At 36.3% G+C, this 16,846-nt stretch carries 14 protein-coding genes and 1 pseudogene; 2 read left to right on the top strand and 13 right to left on the bottom strand.

Annotated features, from left to right (window positions below; translation table 11 throughout):
* Positions 1-16 precede the first annotated feature (16 nt).
* The 7 genes from BBS29_RS06045 to BBS29_RS06015 all read right to left on the bottom strand — a co-directional run bounded on the left by BBS29_RS06045 (position 17) and on the right by BBS29_RS06015 (position 8,812).
* Positions 17-874 carry a metallophosphoesterase gene (locus tag BBS29_RS06045; protein ID WP_246827421.1) on the bottom strand — a complete coding sequence of 286 codons (858 nt, stop codon included), beginning with the start codon at positions 872-874 and terminating at the stop codon, positions 17-19.
* A complete protein-coding gene (locus BBS29_RS06040; protein ID WP_068130148.1) occupies positions 855-2,105 on the bottom strand; it encodes a hemolysin family protein in 1,251 nt (416 codons plus the stop codon). Before BBS29_RS06040 ends, BBS29_RS06045 begins: the two co-directional genes overlap by 20 nt.
* 720 nt (positions 2,106-2,825) lie before the next feature.
* Positions 2,826-3,026, bottom strand: coding sequence for a copper chaperone CopZ (copZ, locus tag BBS29_RS06035; RefSeq protein ID WP_083302093.1), 201 nt, complete (start codon positions 3,024-3,026; stop codon positions 2,826-2,828).
* A gap of 13 nt (positions 3,027-3,039) precedes the next feature.
* Complete coding sequence (locus BBS29_RS06030; protein WP_068130144.1) at positions 3,040-5,409, bottom strand: heavy metal translocating P-type ATPase; 2,370 nt, start codon at positions 5,407-5,409, stop codon at positions 3,040-3,042.
* A gap of 4 nt (positions 5,410-5,413) precedes the next feature.
* Entirely contained in the window at positions 5,414-5,707 is a 294-nt protein-coding gene (locus BBS29_RS06025) for a metal-sensitive transcriptional regulator (RefSeq protein ID WP_068130143.1), read from the bottom strand.
* A gap of 111 nt (positions 5,708-5,818) precedes the next feature.
* The gene (locus BBS29_RS06020; RefSeq protein WP_068130140.1) at positions 5,819-7,093 is read right to left on the bottom strand and encodes an anthrax toxin lethal factor-related metalloendopeptidase; all 1,275 of its coding nucleotides are present in this window, start codon (positions 7,091-7,093) and stop codon (positions 5,819-5,821) included.
* Positions 7,094-7,198: 105 nt separating this feature from the next.
* Positions 7,199-8,812: a BCCT family transporter gene (locus BBS29_RS06015; protein ID WP_371327363.1), complete on the bottom strand. Its 1,614-nt coding sequence runs from the start codon at positions 8,810-8,812 to the stop codon at positions 7,199-7,201.
* Between the two features lie 720 nt (positions 8,813-9,532).
* Between BBS29_RS06015 and BBS29_RS06010 the strand changes: the two genes are divergently transcribed.
* A complete protein-coding gene (locus BBS29_RS06010) occupies positions 9,533-9,961 on the top strand; it encodes an acyl-CoA thioesterase (RefSeq protein WP_040928576.1) in 429 nt (142 codons plus the stop codon).
* Positions 9,962-10,010: 49 nt separating this feature from the next.
* Here the strand turns inward: BBS29_RS06010 and BBS29_RS06005 are convergent, their stop codons facing one another.
* From BBS29_RS06005 to BBS29_RS05980, 6 genes are all read right to left on the bottom strand, one after another.
* Entirely contained in the window at positions 10,011-10,478 is a 468-nt protein-coding gene (locus tag BBS29_RS06005) for a DUF1307 domain-containing protein (protein WP_068130137.1), read from the bottom strand.
* A gap of 99 nt (positions 10,479-10,577) precedes the next feature.
* A complete protein-coding gene (locus BBS29_RS06000) occupies positions 10,578-11,045 on the bottom strand; it encodes a DUF1307 domain-containing protein (RefSeq protein ID WP_068130134.1) in 468 nt (155 codons plus the stop codon).
* A 100-nt stretch (positions 11,046-11,145) separates the two neighbouring features.
* On the bottom strand, positions 11,146-11,829 hold the full coding sequence (locus BBS29_RS05995) for a hypothetical protein (protein ID WP_068130131.1): 684 nt from the start codon (positions 11,827-11,829) through the stop codon (positions 11,146-11,148).
* 180 nt (positions 11,830-12,009) lie between these two features.
* The gene (locus BBS29_RS05990) at positions 12,010-12,276 is read right to left on the bottom strand and encodes a hypothetical protein (RefSeq protein WP_068130130.1); all 267 of its coding nucleotides are present in this window, start codon (positions 12,274-12,276) and stop codon (positions 12,010-12,012) included.
* Positions 12,277-12,384: 108 nt separating this feature from the next.
* On the bottom strand, positions 12,385-13,203 hold the full coding sequence (locus BBS29_RS05985; RefSeq protein ID WP_068130127.1) for a metallophosphoesterase: 819 nt from the start codon (positions 13,201-13,203) through the stop codon (positions 12,385-12,387).
* A gap of 106 nt (positions 13,204-13,309) precedes the next feature.
* Positions 13,310-16,363 (bottom strand): type I restriction endonuclease subunit R, encoded by a 3,054-nt coding sequence (locus BBS29_RS05980; protein ID WP_068130124.1) that lies wholly within the window; start codon positions 16,361-16,363, stop codon positions 13,310-13,312.
* 216 nt (positions 16,364-16,579) lie between these two features.
* On the opposite strand from BBS29_RS05980, the pseudogene BBS29_RS05975 reads away from it, so the two are divergent.
* A pseudogene (locus BBS29_RS05975) lies at positions 16,580-16,846 on the top strand (restriction endonuclease subunit S); the annotation flags it as partial.

The raw sequence follows: 16,846 nt of genomic DNA, 5'->3' as shown, positions 1-16,846 counted from the left end.
AGTTCAGTGATGCCCATTATTTTGCTTTTAACGTTACTGATACAATTTCTGGTCGATTAAACACGCGCCACGGGAAGCGACTATTCCCAAGGCCACGGCTAATGATGAGTGCTGAATTATTTTTTGTATGAATACCTTCAGTGAATTTAGGTAGTACACCCTGGTCTGGGGCATATAACCCTTTTACAATTGGAAGCCTTATTTGACCGCCGTGCGCGTGGCCACTAAATATTAGATCCACCGGGTATTTCGAATATCTCGAAAACTGTTCTGGTCGATGCGCTAGTAAAATTGTGAAATAGTCCCCAACATGATTTAAACGATCATCTAACATCTCATCGTATTTGTTATAAATATTTGGGTTGGTTTCTTCATCTCCAAAAATTCTTAAATCGTGAATTCCTGTAATTTCTATCGTGTCATTGCCGCGCGAGATGAAAAAATTATTCGTCGATGCGTTATTGACACCTGTATTTAAAATTTTTTTGTAAATGCCTTCGAAGTCTTTATAAAATGCCTCATGATTTCCTGTTACATAATAACACGGCGCAATCTCCATAAGGCTTGCGAGCATTTGAATCCCACGTTTTTCGTTCGTAGTACGTCTGTCGATTAAATCGCCTGTGACTAAAATGATATCCGGGTTCGTTTCTTTAACTGCTTGAAGTAAATGTTTTCCATTTCGTCCAAAATACGTGTTGTGATAATCTGACACTTGTGTGATTTTAAATCCATCAAATGACGCCGGAATTTTTGATGATTGATGCGTCACTTTACGTGTGAAGATATTTTTATTTTGCACCCATAGAAATCTTCCAAGCGCGATGAAAAACCCTGTTAGAACAGCGAATATGTTAGCTCGTGATTTCATCATCTTCAACCTCGAGTTTAGTAATACGTACGAGACGAATCGTGTTTTCTTCCATAACTAAAATTTCATAGCGGTTTTCATCGTCTTCTATCGTATCAAAGCGCTCCGGAATATCTTCGAATAGATAATATAAGTAACCGGATAACGTGTTTTCTTCTTCTGGAATATTTGACTGGAAAATTCCGTTTAGCCTGTGTAGCGTGATTTTACCATCACAAACGATAACGTCATCACGTAAATAACGAACGATCGCACTCTCTGTCGTATCCAGTTCGTCTTTAATCTCAATACCGAGAAGTGTTTCGATAATATCTTCGTGTGTTAGTAATCCTTCTGTACCACCATATTCATCCATTACGATAACCATATGGCGACGGTGTTTCGTCATAAGAAGGAGTACTTCTTCAATATTATTAAACTCTCTAACTCGTAACGGATCTGTATCACAAAAATCGACAAATGGTCGGCTTGGATCGAGTGACCACTTGAGTAAATACTTCGTATGGAAAATCCCGATAATATCGTCCGTATCTTCACCATAAACTGGGTATCTCGTGTACATTCCTTCGATGACGATATCTCTAACTTCTTCAAATGTCGAATCGATTTGAATCGCATGCATTTCTGTACGCGGCGTTTGAAGGACGTCTTTAACATTTAACGTATCAAAGTCGAGTACACCACGAAGACGTAATGACTCTTTTCTATCAAGCGCCCCTTCACCACCTGCGATATCAACAATCGACATAATCTCATCTTTAGTGACAGTCCAAGATTCCTTTTCACCTTTAGATAATTTATTTGTAATGAGATCAGTAATCTTATTCAGCACGATTGTAATCGGCTTAAAGATAATTATAAATAAATTAATAATCGGCATAACCATTTTACCGACTTGTTCAGGAAACGCTGCTACGATCGACTTCGGTAAAATTTCAGCAAATAAAATAATACTCACAGTTAAAATAATCGTCAGTACCGTTAAGTTATAGCCATACTCGATTGCGATCGTCGTAAGAAGTACCGGCATCACGAGGTTCGCGATATTATTTCCAATTAAAATCGTCGTAATAAACTCACTTGGTTTAGATACTAATTTATGTAATTTCTTTGATTGGAGGTCACCAGCGTTCGCTTCACTTTGTAATCTCAACTGGTTCGCTGCAGTAAGCGCCGTTTCACTTCCAGAGAAAAACAGCGACACAAAAAACAATATAAATATGGCGATAAGCATTATCGTCGACTCCGTTCATCAGTATTACTATTATTTTACAAAACATAGCGTAGAAAATAAAATAATTGAGGTGAAAGAGGATTAGTAGGTTGAAAAGCAAGTGGAAACCGGTGTGGATGGGTGCTTTTTATCTGTAAAGGGCAATAAGTGCATTTGTTCGGATTTTATTTAACATAAATATCCCGATTTTGTTAGTTATCCGGATATATTTAACAAATTCTCCCCCGCGCACCACGATTTTGTTAAATATAATTTTTTATCTAACAAAAATTGATAAAACACGCGTAATTCTGTTAATTAAATCAATATATCTAACAGATTCGACTATTTTTTGTGAATAAGATTGGGCGGGTAGTGTTTTTTTATCCTTAAAGAGATAAAGCACAACTTCGTCTAAATATATTTAACATAAATATCCCGTTTTTGTTAGTTATCCGGATATAATTAACAAATTCTGCCCTGCGCACCACGATTTTGTTAAATATAATTTTTTATATAACAAAAATTGATGAAAAACACGAAATTTTGTTAATTAAATCAATATATCTAACAGATTCGACTATTTTTTGTTAATAAAATCGGTCAGACAGTCTATTTTTATTTCTTATAAGAATTAAAACCTCGTCCATCTTTACATAACGAACGCACTCTAATCTCTTCCACCGACTCTTCGCATAAAAAGACCCCCGCATCACCGAGTGATGCGAGGGGTATACTCAATTACACAACGTCGTAGCCTTGATCTTCGATTGCTTCTGACATTGCTTCTTTCGTAACACTGTCTTCATGTTTGACTGTAACGTCGCCGTTTTCTAAGTCAACTGTTGCTGATTGTACACCATCTAAATTGTTTAATGCTGTTTCTACAGCCTGTTTACAATGACCACATGTCATACCTTCGACTTTAATAATTGATTCCATTATATAATCACTCCTATAATTTTACACGTTTTAATCGTAATGCATTTGATACTACACTCACTGAACTAAATGCCATCGCAGCTCCAGCAACCCATGGTGCTAAAAGTCCTAAGGCTGCGATTGGTATTCCGAGTGTATTATAGAAAAACGCCCAGAATAAGTTTTGCTTAATATTACGAATAGTTTTATGGCTCAGTGAAATTGCTTTATGAATGAGTGTTAAGTCTTCACCGAGTATTGTTAAGTCCGCTGCTTCAATCGCAACGTCAGTCCCTGTTCCAATCGCAATACCAATGTCAGCAAGTGCTAATGCTGGTGCATCATTTACACCGTCACCAACCATCCCAACTACTTTACCCGATTTTTGGTATTCTTTAACTACTTCTGCTTTTTCTTCTGGTAAAACTTCTGCAATGACTGTATCAATTCCGACTGTTCTTGCGATTGCTTCTGCTGTACGTTTATTGTCTCCAGTTAACATGACGACTTCTAAGCCGTCTTCATGGAGTAATTTTACCGCTTCTTTTGCAGTATCTTTTACAGTATCTAGTACAGCAATCGTGCCCTTATATTCTCCGTTTACTGCGACAATCATCGCTGTTTTACCGTCATATTCATAGACTTCCATATCATCTGCTGCTGATAAATTAACCGCTCGATCACGCATTAGTTTTCTCGTACCAACTAACACTTCTTTACTTTCAATCGTCGCTTCAATACCATGACCTGGTATTGCTTTAAAATCGTCGACAGATAATAATTCGAGTCCTTCACTTTTAGCGTATTTAACAATTGCATTTGCGAGCGGGTGCTCGGAATGATTCTCTGCACTTGCGAGCAATTGTAATGTCTCATCACTACCAGTATAATCTGTTACTTCTGGTGTACCATTCGTGATTGTACCTGTCTTATCTAAAATGATGGTGTCGAGTTGGTGAGTTTTCTCTAAGTGTTCTCCACCTTTAAAGAGAATTCCTTGCTCTGCACCTTTACCCGTACCAACCATAATTGACGTTGGTGTTGCGAGACCTAACGCACATGGACATGCGATAACTAATACTGACACACTCGCAACAAGTGCTGGTTCAACTTTACCTGTAATTAAATACCAAAGGATAAATGTCACAATTCCAATTCCAATAACGATTGGCACAAAGTAGTTTGAAATAACGTCTGCCATACGCTGAATAGGTGCTTTCACACCTTGTGCATCTTCAACGATTTTTACGATAGATTGAAGTGCAGTATCTTTACCCACTCTCGTCGCGCGCATTTCTAATGTACCGTTTTCGTTTACAGTCGATCCAATTAACTCGTCACCTTTATTTTTTTCGACTGGAATAGATTCACCTGTTAACATCGACTCATCGATTGATGAGTTTCCTTTTAAGACAATACCATCTACCGGTATCTTTTCACCAGGTTTAATCATTAATATATCGTCAACAACAACTTCTTCAACAGGAATCATTACTTCTTTTCCGTCACGAATGACTCTTGCTTCTCGCGCTTGCATATCAAGAAGTTTTGAAATTGCACTAGACGTTTCGGATTTTGCACGCGCTTCTAAATATTTACCGAATAAGATTAATGTAATAATAACTGCTGACGCTTCAAAATATAAATGTGGTTCTGTACCAAATCTCATCCATTTATACGTCTCGTATAAACTGAATAAGAATGCTGCACTTGTACCCATAACAACAAGTACGTCCATATTCGCGTTAAATGTTTTTAAATTTTTATAGGCACTCTTATAAAATTGCCAACCAATTATAAATTGTACGGGTGCTGCGAATGCGAGCTGAAACCAAGGGTTCATGAAAATTGCTGGTAAGTGAACACCTAATAAGTGATCGAGCATCGTCAGTAAAAGTGGTGCCGAAAGAATCGCGCTAATAATGACTTTTCGTTTTAACTTTTCAGTTGCTTCATCTTTTTTAGTAGCACTGTCTGTGTCATCTTCTACTGTTTCAGCATCATATCCAATTTTTTGGATACGTTTAATAATGTCATACTCTGATAATTCTTGTTCGTTATATGTTACTGTCGCTTTTTCTGTCGTTAAGTTAACAGTCGCTGTTTCGACACTATCCATTTTGTTTAGTACTTTTTCGATTCGAGATGAACAAGACGCACACGTCATACCTGTAATATTAAACTCTGACGTCTTCATTTGAACGTCGTATCCAAGGTTTTTAATTTTATCTTTTACGTCTTTGGTCGATAACTTGTCATTATCATATTTAACTGTCGCGAGTTCAGTCGCGAGGTTCACTTGTGCATCTACGCCGTCCATTTTATTTAGTACTTTTTCAATACGTGAAGAACAGGCACTACACGTCATACCTGTAATTTTGAGCGTTTCTTTTTTCTCACTCATTCACTCACCTACTTTTTGAAAATTGTTTTAAAATACGCATTAACTCTTCGATATATTCGTCACCTTCACCTGTTTGAATTGCATCTGTTACGCAGTGTTTCATGTGGCGTTCAGTAATTTCAAGTCCAACGTTATGGAGTGCAGATTCGATCGCACGAATTTGTATTAAAATATCCATACAGTACCTATCTTCTTCTACCATACGTTCCACACCGCGTACTTGTCCTTCAATACGACTCAAACGATTGATAAGTTTCGTCTTTTCTTCATCGTGTCGAATTGTTTTATCTCTTTGCACGTCGTCACCTCTTTACCATTTATAACCCTATTATATACCCTATATGGGTATATTTCAAGTCAATGAAATACCTCCACAAATAAAAAACAGTTACGAAAATCGTAACTGTTTTTAATCTTCTTCTCGACCTGAATAATATAAATAAACGATTGCTAATAAAATAAGCACGACTGAGACGCTTAAAATTACGATCCACGTCATATGTTTTGGCATTGTTTTGACGTGGGACGTTTCACTTGTAAACGTGTTTTCTTCACCTTGAATATTTTTCTCCATAATTCTTGGCTGGAAGATTTGATATGCGTCACTTAAGTTAGCCGTCGCATCGTCGACTTCTTCTTGCGAAATATCTTCATTTACTATGCGCTGTAATATAATCGCCGCTTCTTTTTTCGCTTCTCTTAACTCTGGTGTGATATTACTCTCAGGCACTTTTCCAACTTCAACGAGTAACGCACTCAAACGGTCTGTCTCGACGTTTGCTTTTGCGGTCGTATAAATCGATTCGACGTACGTTTTGTCGATGACGTTATCGTTTTTATCACGTACTTCAACAGCCACCTCATAAAGCGTACTCGGCTCAAGACCATCGACGACTGCTGTTAAATCTTGTGTCCTGTGAACGACAGAACCATTAACAATCACGTTATAATATTCTCCACTATAATCATCCCATGATAATGAAAAACCATCGCTTTTTACGTCAGTAATCGTAAACACTTTACGGTGCATATTTTCTAAAAATGCTGCCGTTTTTGGAGCGCGTGATGATAATATATTACGCGTATCTTGACTTAAATAATAATACGCAAAACTTTCTGCAAAATACTCTTCGACATATTTAAAATACGGTTGCCCTGGGAACATTTTTTCATATTCTTCAGCATGAATTTGAACGAATTCATCTTCTTTAGATATCGTCGTTCCGTCGACTAAAAAGCTGTCGACGATATGTCCAAACTCGTGTAATTCTAAATTCACGTCACCGTGATTATTTTTAATTCCAGGTTCACTCGCTCCGACTCTTACATACGACTGGAATCCTCCGAGCCCTGGTATGTTATCCCACGTATCAGTATGTCCGCGTGGTACGACACCTTTTAAATTACTAAACTCCGGGAACTCCGTCATCGGTAAATCCGATAGTATTATCGTGACACCACTCTGAGATACGTTTTCTAAAATACGCTGGTCAATTCGATTTAATCGACTGATGATGTTATTTACATGTGTTTCATTTTCTTCACTATTTTCACTTAATCGTACATCGATCATATCCATTAAGTACGGGCTGACCGACGTTTCATTTGCGACTGCTGTCATCGGTGACAGTAGCACAGCCGGTATGAGTAAAAAAGATAGCAAAATCTTTTTAATCGTACGCATTGCCTCACTCCTAGTTACGTCAATAGTACCATAACTACTTCAAGTCATCACTGGTGGTGTGTAAATTTTGACAAAGAAAAAAGAACCACCGTATGGTGATTCCTTTTATATACCTTTTTGGTCGCTTGTTTCATCGATATAGTCTAATATATCTTGACTATGCTCTTGTGGCGTTCTTGATAGATACTCTTTCATCTGCTTCTCGTCTGGTCGAATTGTAAGACCGAGATATTTACGTTCGTTATTTGCATCTTTAAAGAACGCAATTACCATTAAAATTATGACGACACTAAACGGTAATGCGGCAATAATCGCAGCAGACTGAATCGCACTTAGTGCTTCTTCTCCCCCTGCAAGTAGTAATACAACTGCAATTGCAGATAAAGAAATACCCCATATGACTTTCATGATTGTAGATGGTTGTAATGAACCATTAGATGTCTGCATACCAAGAACGAATGTGGCTGAGTCTGCACTCGTTATAAAGAATACTGCAACTAGGAAAATCGCAATCACCGATAGTAACGTTCCAAGTGGTAGTTTATCGAATATCGCAAATAGTTGCTCTTCTGGTGCAAGTTCTGCTATCCCTGGGAATTGTAATGCGATACTCATCCCTGTCGTGCCAAATACACTAAACCAAACAATCGCAATTAATGTTGGTACGAGCATAACTGCTAGGACGAATTCTCGAATTGTACGCCCTCGAGACACACGTGCAATAAATACACCTACGAATGGCGTCCAGCTTAACCACCAACCCCAGTAGTAAATCGTCCAGTCTTGCAACCATTGAGATTTCTGAGGGTTATTAAAACCTGAGTCTAAAGTTTGATACATAAATTCTTGTAAATAGACCCCCGTTGACGTAGTCATCATTGTGAAAATCGCAAGTGTAGGACCTACAATTAATACGATTAAAAATAAAATTCCTGCAAGCACCATATTAGTATTACTTAACAATTGAATCCCTTTAGATAATCCTGTATATGCACTGAGTAAAAAGAGAATTGTAACAACAATAATAATGATAAGTTGAATGGAGAATCCGTTTGGAATTCCAAATAAGTACGTGAGTCCCCCATTAATTTGAAGTGTACCGACACCAAGAGAGACCGCAACACCAACGACTGTGGCGAAGACTGCGAGAACATCAATGATTGTTCCGAGCCATCCATCCACCTTATCTCCAAAGATTGGACGTAATGTTTTAGAGATTAGACCATTCTCCTCTTTACGAAATGCTGCATAAGCTAATGCAAGCGCAACTACTCCGTACGCTGCCCAAGCGTGAATCCCCCAGTGCATGATCGTCGCACGCATTGCTTCGAGTGCTTGATCTTTTCCACCTTCACCAGTTGAAGGATTCACCATGTGACTAATTGGTTCAGACGCACCATAGAACACTAAACCAATTCCCATTCCTGCACTAAATAACATCGCTAACCAAGAAATCGTCCTGAATTCTGGCTTTTCATCGGGCTTACCGAGCTTTAATTTTCCGATAGGACTGAGCGATAAAAAGATACAGAAAAAGATAAATCCTGTCATAATAATCATATAGTACCAGCCGAGATTGACTGAAATTGCATTCGCTATTTTTCCAGCAATATTTCCAAACTCCTTTGGGAAAAATACACCTATCAATACAAGCAGAAGGACGACTACTACAGAGACTTTAAATACATTTGTTAACCGTTTGCCTTCATTATCCGTCAAAATTTTCTCTCCTTTTGTAATTTTATAACATACTATTATAAGACATTTAACATCTAGTGAGTCAAGAAGAACTCTTATTTTATTCTTTTTTAAAGCATCACACCTTACATTTCGATATGATAATATTATAAATATCCAAATATATACGGCGACCGTGCATTTGTATGCACGTGAGTCGAAAAGAACACAAAAAAACACGTGCGTCTCTATGGTGAGACACACGTGTTTTATTCTTCTAGCGTTAAACCATTTTGCTCGAAAATATATGGATCTGTAGATAACATTTGGCTTTCATATATTTTTATTCTCTTCCTTGATGCTTATTTTTGTTATGTAGTAATAAAATAATTAACATAAAAATTATTGTAACAGGTATGTAAAACGAAGGTTTTATACCTTCAGGCGATGAATAATGAGCGAAAGTTAAAATGATGAGATAAATAATACTGCTGATTAGATAATAAAAATTAAAAATCGAAATCATCTCCTTAATAATATGTTTTTTAAAAATTCTGATTTATATACTTATATAATAGCATACTATTTTATTATTAAAAAATATTTGTAATTTTATAACATGCCATTATAAGATACTTAACATCGAAAGAGTCCAGAGAACTCATACTTCATTCTTTTTTAAAGCATCACACCTTACATTTCGATATGATAATATTATAAATATCCAAATTTATTTTTATAACCGAAAAGAGGTCAACACATATGGCATACGTTGCTGAAACTGAAATCCAATTATTATATGCAGATACGGACATGATGGGTGTGATGTATCACGGAAATTATATAAAATGGCTAGAGCTTGGGAGAATTCAATTAATTGAAGATCTCGGGTTTAGTTATGTTGAAATGGAAAAAGAAGGATTCGTCGCACCGATTCACAACGTCAATATTACGTACAAAAATCCGATTATATATGGCGACCGTGCATTTGTACGCACGTGGGTAGAAAAGAACACCGGAATTCGCGTGACGTACGGATTCGAAATCGTCAATGAAGCACGTGAAACGTGTGCGGACGGTGAAGTGACATGTATCGTCGGTAAAAAGACAGAAACTGGTTTTCGTCCAGTAAACTTTAAAAAGGCGTACCCAGAATGGTTTAACAAGTACGAAGAAATAAAAGTAAAATAATAAAAAACATTAAAAAACACGTGCGTCTCTATGGTGGGACACACGTGTTTTATTCTTCTAGCGTTAAACCATTTCGCTCGAAAATGAATTTATGCTTATTAAAACTGATTTTCCCGTCACTCATTTCAGCGCGTTCATTTACGATACCCTCTTTAATAAGTGCGCGGAGTTTTTTATCATCATAAAGGATGACCATCTTTTGAGTGATTGTATCATCACTATTTACTGCAAAGTCAAACTTCACAGTACCTCTTGGTAATTTTTCATATTTTTCTTTTAGTTTTTGTTTTTCATCTTGTAAGGACTCTCTCGCGTCTTTTGTCGTCTCATAGCCCCAGTATTTTAAAGGTGCGGTCGTTTCGTAAATCTCTTTTGTTACCACATTGTCTTTATGATATACCGTCACTGTACGATTATACTCTTCAAACGTTCCAGTAAATACGGACTTTTTTGTAGACACACATGCAGTGAGCACGAGTACTAGAGCGAGTAAAGTGATTATTTTAATAATTTTCAATATAAGCACATACCTTTTAACATTGTACGTGTTATATCGTAACATAAATTGCTTATATACGAACAGCTATTACGCTGTTGATAAAACACACACAATCGATTATTCCTGTTCTTTTAGACCGTCTGCTTCGTATTGTTCTTTCGTTTCTTTAAAACTTACTGTTGACGCTGATTTATCACCATCAAGGAAACCAACTTCGATTAATCCTTGAACATTTTCAGGTGTTGTATAATCTAAGTCAAATGTCATGATGATTGCTTGTTTTTCTTCATCGACTTCGACATTCACTTTAACAGCTCCGTCGGGTGCGTTACTTGCAAGTCTTTCATATGTTTCTCTTTGAACCTCTGCTGCTTCTTTTGCTTCATCGTCATTTTCGATACCGCCTGCTTCATAAGACAACTCATATACGAGATGCTCTGACTGTATATCGTCACCTTCAACGACTACTGTTGACTGAACGTCCATGTCGTCAATCGTCCCTGTAAACACGTGTTCTGATGGACCTTTATTACATGCAACAAGTACTATAACCATTAAAGATAATAGTATCGTTCTTAGTTTCATTATTAAAATCTCCCTTTTTCATTTCTATCTATTATACGATAAAATATTATGTATTAGAATAAGTCCAGAAGAACTTATCCTTTTTCAGTATTACCGCATCTTATTTTACTTCTTTCATGCCACCCGATTTACTAAGAGTTTCTACTGTTTGTGAATGGCTTACAAAATCTGTACCATTGTAACCTGCCGTTACTACATTCGCATCTGCTAATGCTTTAACATTTTCAGGAGAATCGTAGTTTACGATGTGGAAAACTTTTATCATTTCACTTTCTTCATCGTTAACAATTTCAACACTTGCTATATCCTTAGGAACTCCGTTTAATGCTTTTTCAAACTCTTTACTCTTTTCTTCTATCAATTGTTCTGCATCTTTTTTATTTTCAACATTTATATCTTTGTATGCAACTTCAGACATCTGTACTTCATAGAGTATTTGATCTTTCTCAGTATCTACGACATACATTTTATAAAAATCTTCTACATCATTACTTGCTTCATAATAATACTTGTCGTATTTCTCAACATCTTTTTTATCAGCAACGAGTAGTACTTTTTCGTCTAGCGCTTTTTTATCTATGTTAGAATTTGAAGCAGAATCATCTTCAATCACTCCAAGCTCTTTTAATGACTCGATGAATGACTCATAGCTGACAGTTTCTTCTGTTCCATTACCCTCAACGATATCATACGCTATAAATGTTTGGACGTTCTCTGGGTCAGAGTAGTTATAGAACTTATCATACTTTAAAGCTTTTTCGTCTGGAAGGTTTTCTGCAGTCACTTTTGCGACGTCATCCGGAAGGTCTGATAGTAATTGATCATGATAGGCATTTTCTTGATCAACAAGTTGATTGGCTTCTTCTTCATTTTTTAAGTCATAGTATTCATACGGGATTTTTTCAACTTGATGTAGAGTTAAAAGAATATCATTTTCTTTGTCTGCAGTAATCTCAATATCTACTTAAATACCATCAACGACATTTGAGTAGTGTTCTGTCGTCACTTCACCTTTAGTAGCGTCTTTTTGTAGCGTATCTGTTTGATTACTTGTATTTTCTTTTGCATTATCTTTTTTTGTTTCATTTTCTTTTGACGTATTTTCTTGAGTCGTTTCTTCAGTTTTTTCATCTTTTTCAGCTGTTGTATCTTCGGCTTTGTCATCAGTTGGTGACTGACATGCGGTTAACATCACCATTGCAGCAGATAAAAATAATAGCTTCGCTTTCATGATTACTTACCTCTTTCTAAAATACTCAAAATTTTAAGCGTTTTTATTTTTTACAAATCGAATAAGCGAGTTTACACACTCTTTAAAAGAAAATAGTCCTCCTCTGTCCTAGATTTGAATGACATACATCGCATCACGTATCTCTTTTGTGATTTCTTTCGATCTCCATTCTCTTCTATAACCGAGACACGCACATATATATGTGACGCCATTCTCTATAAAGTTATGACGAAAATGAATATGGCCTGAAACGCTATATTGAATATCATATTCATTGTAGAAATCGTCATATTTTGTTGTACCCATAAATGCATTATAATAATCGAATATTTTATGAGGCATTGGAACACGAAATTTCTTATTCGTTGCAACATGTGTAACGAGGATAATTTTTTTATCTTTAACTTTTTCAAGATCTTTCTTAGTAAGTTCTGCAAAATAGTTCGCAACGTCTACATCTGAGATTTTAAAGTCAATATTAAACTTATCCTGCCAATGACCACCTTTAAACGTTCGGCGCTCTAACTCCTCATAAGAAAATCTTTCGCTCGCAAACGAATAATCATACCACGCAGGACTCCCGACAATTGCCCACTCATCATTAATAATATACGGTTTCTCCAAGAGAGAATTCGGCTGGTGCTTAAAATAATCGTAAATCTCCCACGACGACTTATCATCTCCGCTCGCATTCCAAAAATCATGGTTCCCGGGGATAAAAATCACCTTCACACCCGTCATACCTTCAACTGCTTGAGTGAATCGTTGCGATTCTTTATGATCATTTGAAATATCTCCGGCGATAACGAGTAAATCGAGCACAAGACGGCGCACCTCATTCGAAACCTCACGTAGAAACGTCGATTCGTTAATTTCATCATTATGATATCTATCAACATGCAAATCAGAAATTACACCAATTTTCATAAACATCGTCTCCAAAATTGTATATAGGGATAGTGTAGCAAAGAAGTGCTATAAAATTACAGAAATGAAAAAGAAGCTAACAGTTGTTAGCTTCTTGGACAGTTTTTTATCTTTCATATAGCGGCGCGATTTCTTTAATGTATACGTCTTTTAAATTTTCTTTCAGCTTACGACGATATTTCATAGGTTTTACAGCATCTTCGTTTCTTGATTTATATGCTTGATAATCTCTTGATTTAATCAAGTCATTTTCTCCTAATTGATTATCTGAAGAGACTTTAAAGTTATCAACGACAAACATTAAATCGTTCTCGTCTACAGCGTACTTATACGCAAAGTTTTTTACAACACTCTCTTTTTCTTCTTCTTTCAGTTGTTCAAAAAGAATCAGAACGTCTTCTTTATCATATTTCTCTGGATTTTGTTTAATATTTTTCCAAAGTTCTTCAACGAGATACCCGAGTTTTTCATTCGACTGTTTTAAATCTGAAATGTATGATTCAATTTCTGACTGTTTTGCTTCGACTCGTTCTTTTGATTCATCTTGAGTAATACGACTTTCCATTACACTTTGAATAAGCCCTAATATATATTCATGGTTGACTGTATCTTTTGAAACTGAGTTTATTTCGTATGCAATGTCGATGATGATATCGTCGTCTTCATCGTCTCCACCTGATTCTGCTTTAATTTCCTCGATTATGTTGTTATATTTCGCAGTGTAGTCTTCCAGCTTCTCATTCGTAATTCCAAATTGTTCAGCAATTTCCTCGGTGTAATCAGAGTATACTTGAAGCTCTTGGAACTTCTTATCAAACGCTTGGAATGCTTTTGCAAACATCTTCTTACTCGTAATCTCTGTTAATAAATCGATACTTTCTAGCTTCGGTGCAATATGCATTAATTCATCGAACGCTTCTTTAAAACTATCAAACGCCTCTTCCCATTTCGGTGCTTGTACAAATGATTCTCCACCGTTTGAATATAAGAAAAGCGCTTCTTTTACCTTTTCTTCAAAAGTATATGGCGTTCTAAACGTCATAATTTGACCGTACTTTTTACCTTCATCATATAATCGATTCGTTCTAGAAAAAGCTTGTATTAAATGATGCGGTGGCATCGGATAACGATCCATAAATAGAATAGCTAAACTCGGTGCATCAAATCCTGTCAATAATCTGTCTACAACAATGACTAAGTCTAACTGCTCTTCTCTGAACTTATACTTGTCTTGTTTTCTTGCAAGACGATGGTTCACGTCTCTGTTATACGCACCAATTTGGTCTAATGTGAAGTTCGTTCCAAACATTTCGTTATAGTCTTCCATCGATTCTTTCATGTATTCTTGATTTTTAAACGAATGCTCTTCGTTTTCTGAAATAGAATACGTAATCGCAACTTTCGGGAAATCTGGAAGTCGTTTCTTCACTTGTTCTGAAATTTTAACTTCGGATTCATCGTTGATCACTTTTCTAAATAAACGATAATAATCTTGAGCACTCGCAATCGATGAAGTCGTTAATATCGCACTATATTGTTTTCCAATCTCATTATGCATGCCAAATTTATGACGCGATTTATTAACAATTTGGTCGATAACTGTTAATTTATGACCGATTGTTTCAAATGCTTCTTTTTTAATTAGTTCTTCTTGTTCTACTGGTTCTAAATCATCAAAGTCCGTAATAGTACCGTTATATTGTCGATCCACATGATCTCTTAATTCGTCTTCTGTAAATGTACTCTTATATTCAATTTGAAAACCGAGTACTGCCTTATCATGAATCGCTTCTTTTACAGTATATTTGTGCAGACAATCTCCATACTGCTCTTCTGTTGTACGTGGAAGATCTGCAAATACCTCTTTAGCATTCTCTTCAAATATTGGCGTTCCAGTGAATCCATACCATAATGATTCTCTAAAAAACTTCTCGATTTCCATTTGTCTTTTCGGTGATATTGCACGATGGCACTCATCCACAACAAATGCGAGTTTCTTACCTCGAATCGATTTCCACTTTGGACTATCTTCATTACCTTCATAACGACGCATAACGTGATTTAATTTTTGAATCGTCGTAACGATGACGGTCTTATCTTTCGAATATAATTTTTTAATTAAATCATTTACGTTATCCGTATCATCAATCGACACAACATCAGTTGCTGAATAAGATTTAAACGAGTCTCCCGTTTGCTGATCTAAGTCCACACGGTCAACGATGAATATCGTTTTTTCAATGCTATTCATAAGTAATAAGTTTCTCGCGACTTTATATGACGTTAATGTTTTACCAGAACCTGTCGTATGCCATACATAGCCTGATTTATGTAGCTTAGAAGCATCTTGAACCGCTTCAATCGCATGGATCTGATAGGGTCTTAGTAAAATAATCGAACGTCTCTCACTATCTAATACAGAATATTGTCCGACCATTTTATGTGCCTGTGGAATAGATAGTACATCTTTCGCAAAGTCTAAGTAGTTATTCACTGGTTTATTATTCTCATCCACCCAGCGTGTTAAAAACTTAGAGTTCAATTTCCCTTTTTGGGCTGCCGCAATATAGCGCGTATCAACACCGTTTGTCACAACAAACATTTGAATCGAAGAAAATATTCCCTTAAACTTACCTTCACCAGAATACTTATCAATTTGTCTAAATGCATCCATATAAGACGTCGAACGATTTTTAAGTTCGATATGAATCATCGGTAACCCATTAATTAAAAGTGTAACATCAAAAATACGATTACGATCCGTACTACTCGTCTTACTCGCTTGATACTGATTAATAATCTCATAAGAAGACGAACCACCTGCAATATCACGATTATTCATGACCATTAAACGAATCTCACCGACACGCGGATCATCACGAACGACACGTACATTCGCAATCCCATTTTCACCTGCTAAAAACTCAGCCGCACGGTAAAAGTTCGGGAAACTCAGTTCGTTCTTAATCTGCTCAAACTCCTTATCAGAAAGCGGCACATCATCTAAAACCGCTTTATTGTTCATATTCAACTTATGACGTAAATTCTCCCACAAATCATCCTCAGTCCGTAAATCATCACGATACGTCCACTGAGACACATTCTTAGTTAACTCTTCAATCAAACGACGCTCCATCGTCTCTTCAGCCGTAAACCTCATACACTCACTCCAAATAAAATACCTAGTGAGTATATTATACATTAGAAATAACTTTAATTTACGCGTATGAAGAGTAATAATGAATAATTTGAGAGTAATAGTGTTGTCATTCGAAAAGCAGTATTCAACCATAGTTCATGTATGAGGTAAGATTAGTAGTATCAACATCTAAACGCTATATTTAGTGAAAATTGGGAGCAGCGAGAGTTACATGAAATGGTGAATTTTTCGAAAGGGAAAGGCTATTCTAAAAAAGACATTGTAGAATCAGGAACTCCTTTTATGAGATATGGAAACCTTTATACAGACTTTGAGATAGAAATAACCGATATTAAGGAAACTGTAGAAGAGAAGCCTAAATCTGTTAAAAGTAAAGGAGGCGAGATTCTTGTTCCTTCTTCTGGTGAGACACCCAGTGAAATTGCGAGAGCTTCTACTTTATTAAAAAAGGACGTAATAATTGGTGGAGATATTAATATATTG

This window comes from Nosocomiicoccus ampullae, assembly GCF_001696685.1.
GTDB lineage: Bacteria > Bacillota > Bacilli > Staphylococcales > Salinicoccaceae > Nosocomiicoccus > Nosocomiicoccus ampullae_A.
This window is presented reverse-complemented; position numbering and strand designations above follow the sequence as displayed.

Excerpts from the sequence above, each read along its gene's own strand:
- BBS29_RS05985 (WP_068130127.1), bottom strand. The coding sequence starts at position 13,203 with ATGAAAATTGGTGTAATTTCTGATTTGCATGTTGATAGATATCATAAT.
- BBS29_RS06045 (WP_246827421.1), bottom strand. The coding sequence starts at position 874 with ATGATGAAATCACGAGCTAACATATTCGCTGTTCTAACAGGGTTTTTC.
- BBS29_RS06040 (WP_068130148.1), bottom strand. The coding sequence starts at position 2,105 with ATGCTTATCGCCATATTTATATTGTTTTTTGTGTCGCTGTTTTTCTCT.
- copZ (WP_083302093.1), bottom strand. The coding sequence starts at position 3,026 with ATGGAATCAATTATTAAAGTCGAAGGTATGACATGTGGTCATTGTAAA.
- BBS29_RS06000 (WP_068130134.1), bottom strand. The coding sequence starts at position 11,045 with ATGAAACTAAGAACGATACTATTATCTTTAATGGTTATAGTACTTGTT.
- BBS29_RS06010 (WP_040928576.1), top strand. The coding sequence starts at position 9,533 with ATGGCATACGTTGCTGAAACTGAAATCCAATTATTATATGCAGATACG.
- BBS29_RS06020 (WP_068130140.1), bottom strand. The coding sequence starts at position 7,093 with ATGCGTACGATTAAAAAGATTTTGCTATCTTTTTTACTCATACCGGCT.
- BBS29_RS05990 (WP_068130130.1), bottom strand. The coding sequence starts at position 12,276 with ATGAAAGCGAAGCTATTATTTTTATCTGCTGCAATGGTGATGTTAACC.
- BBS29_RS05980 (WP_068130124.1), bottom strand. The coding sequence starts at position 16,363 with ATGAGGTTTACGGCTGAAGAGACGATGGAGCGTCGTTTGATTGAAGAG.
- BBS29_RS06030 (WP_068130144.1), bottom strand. The coding sequence starts at position 5,409 with ATGAGTGAGAAAAAAGAAACGCTCAAAATTACAGGTATGACGTGTAGT.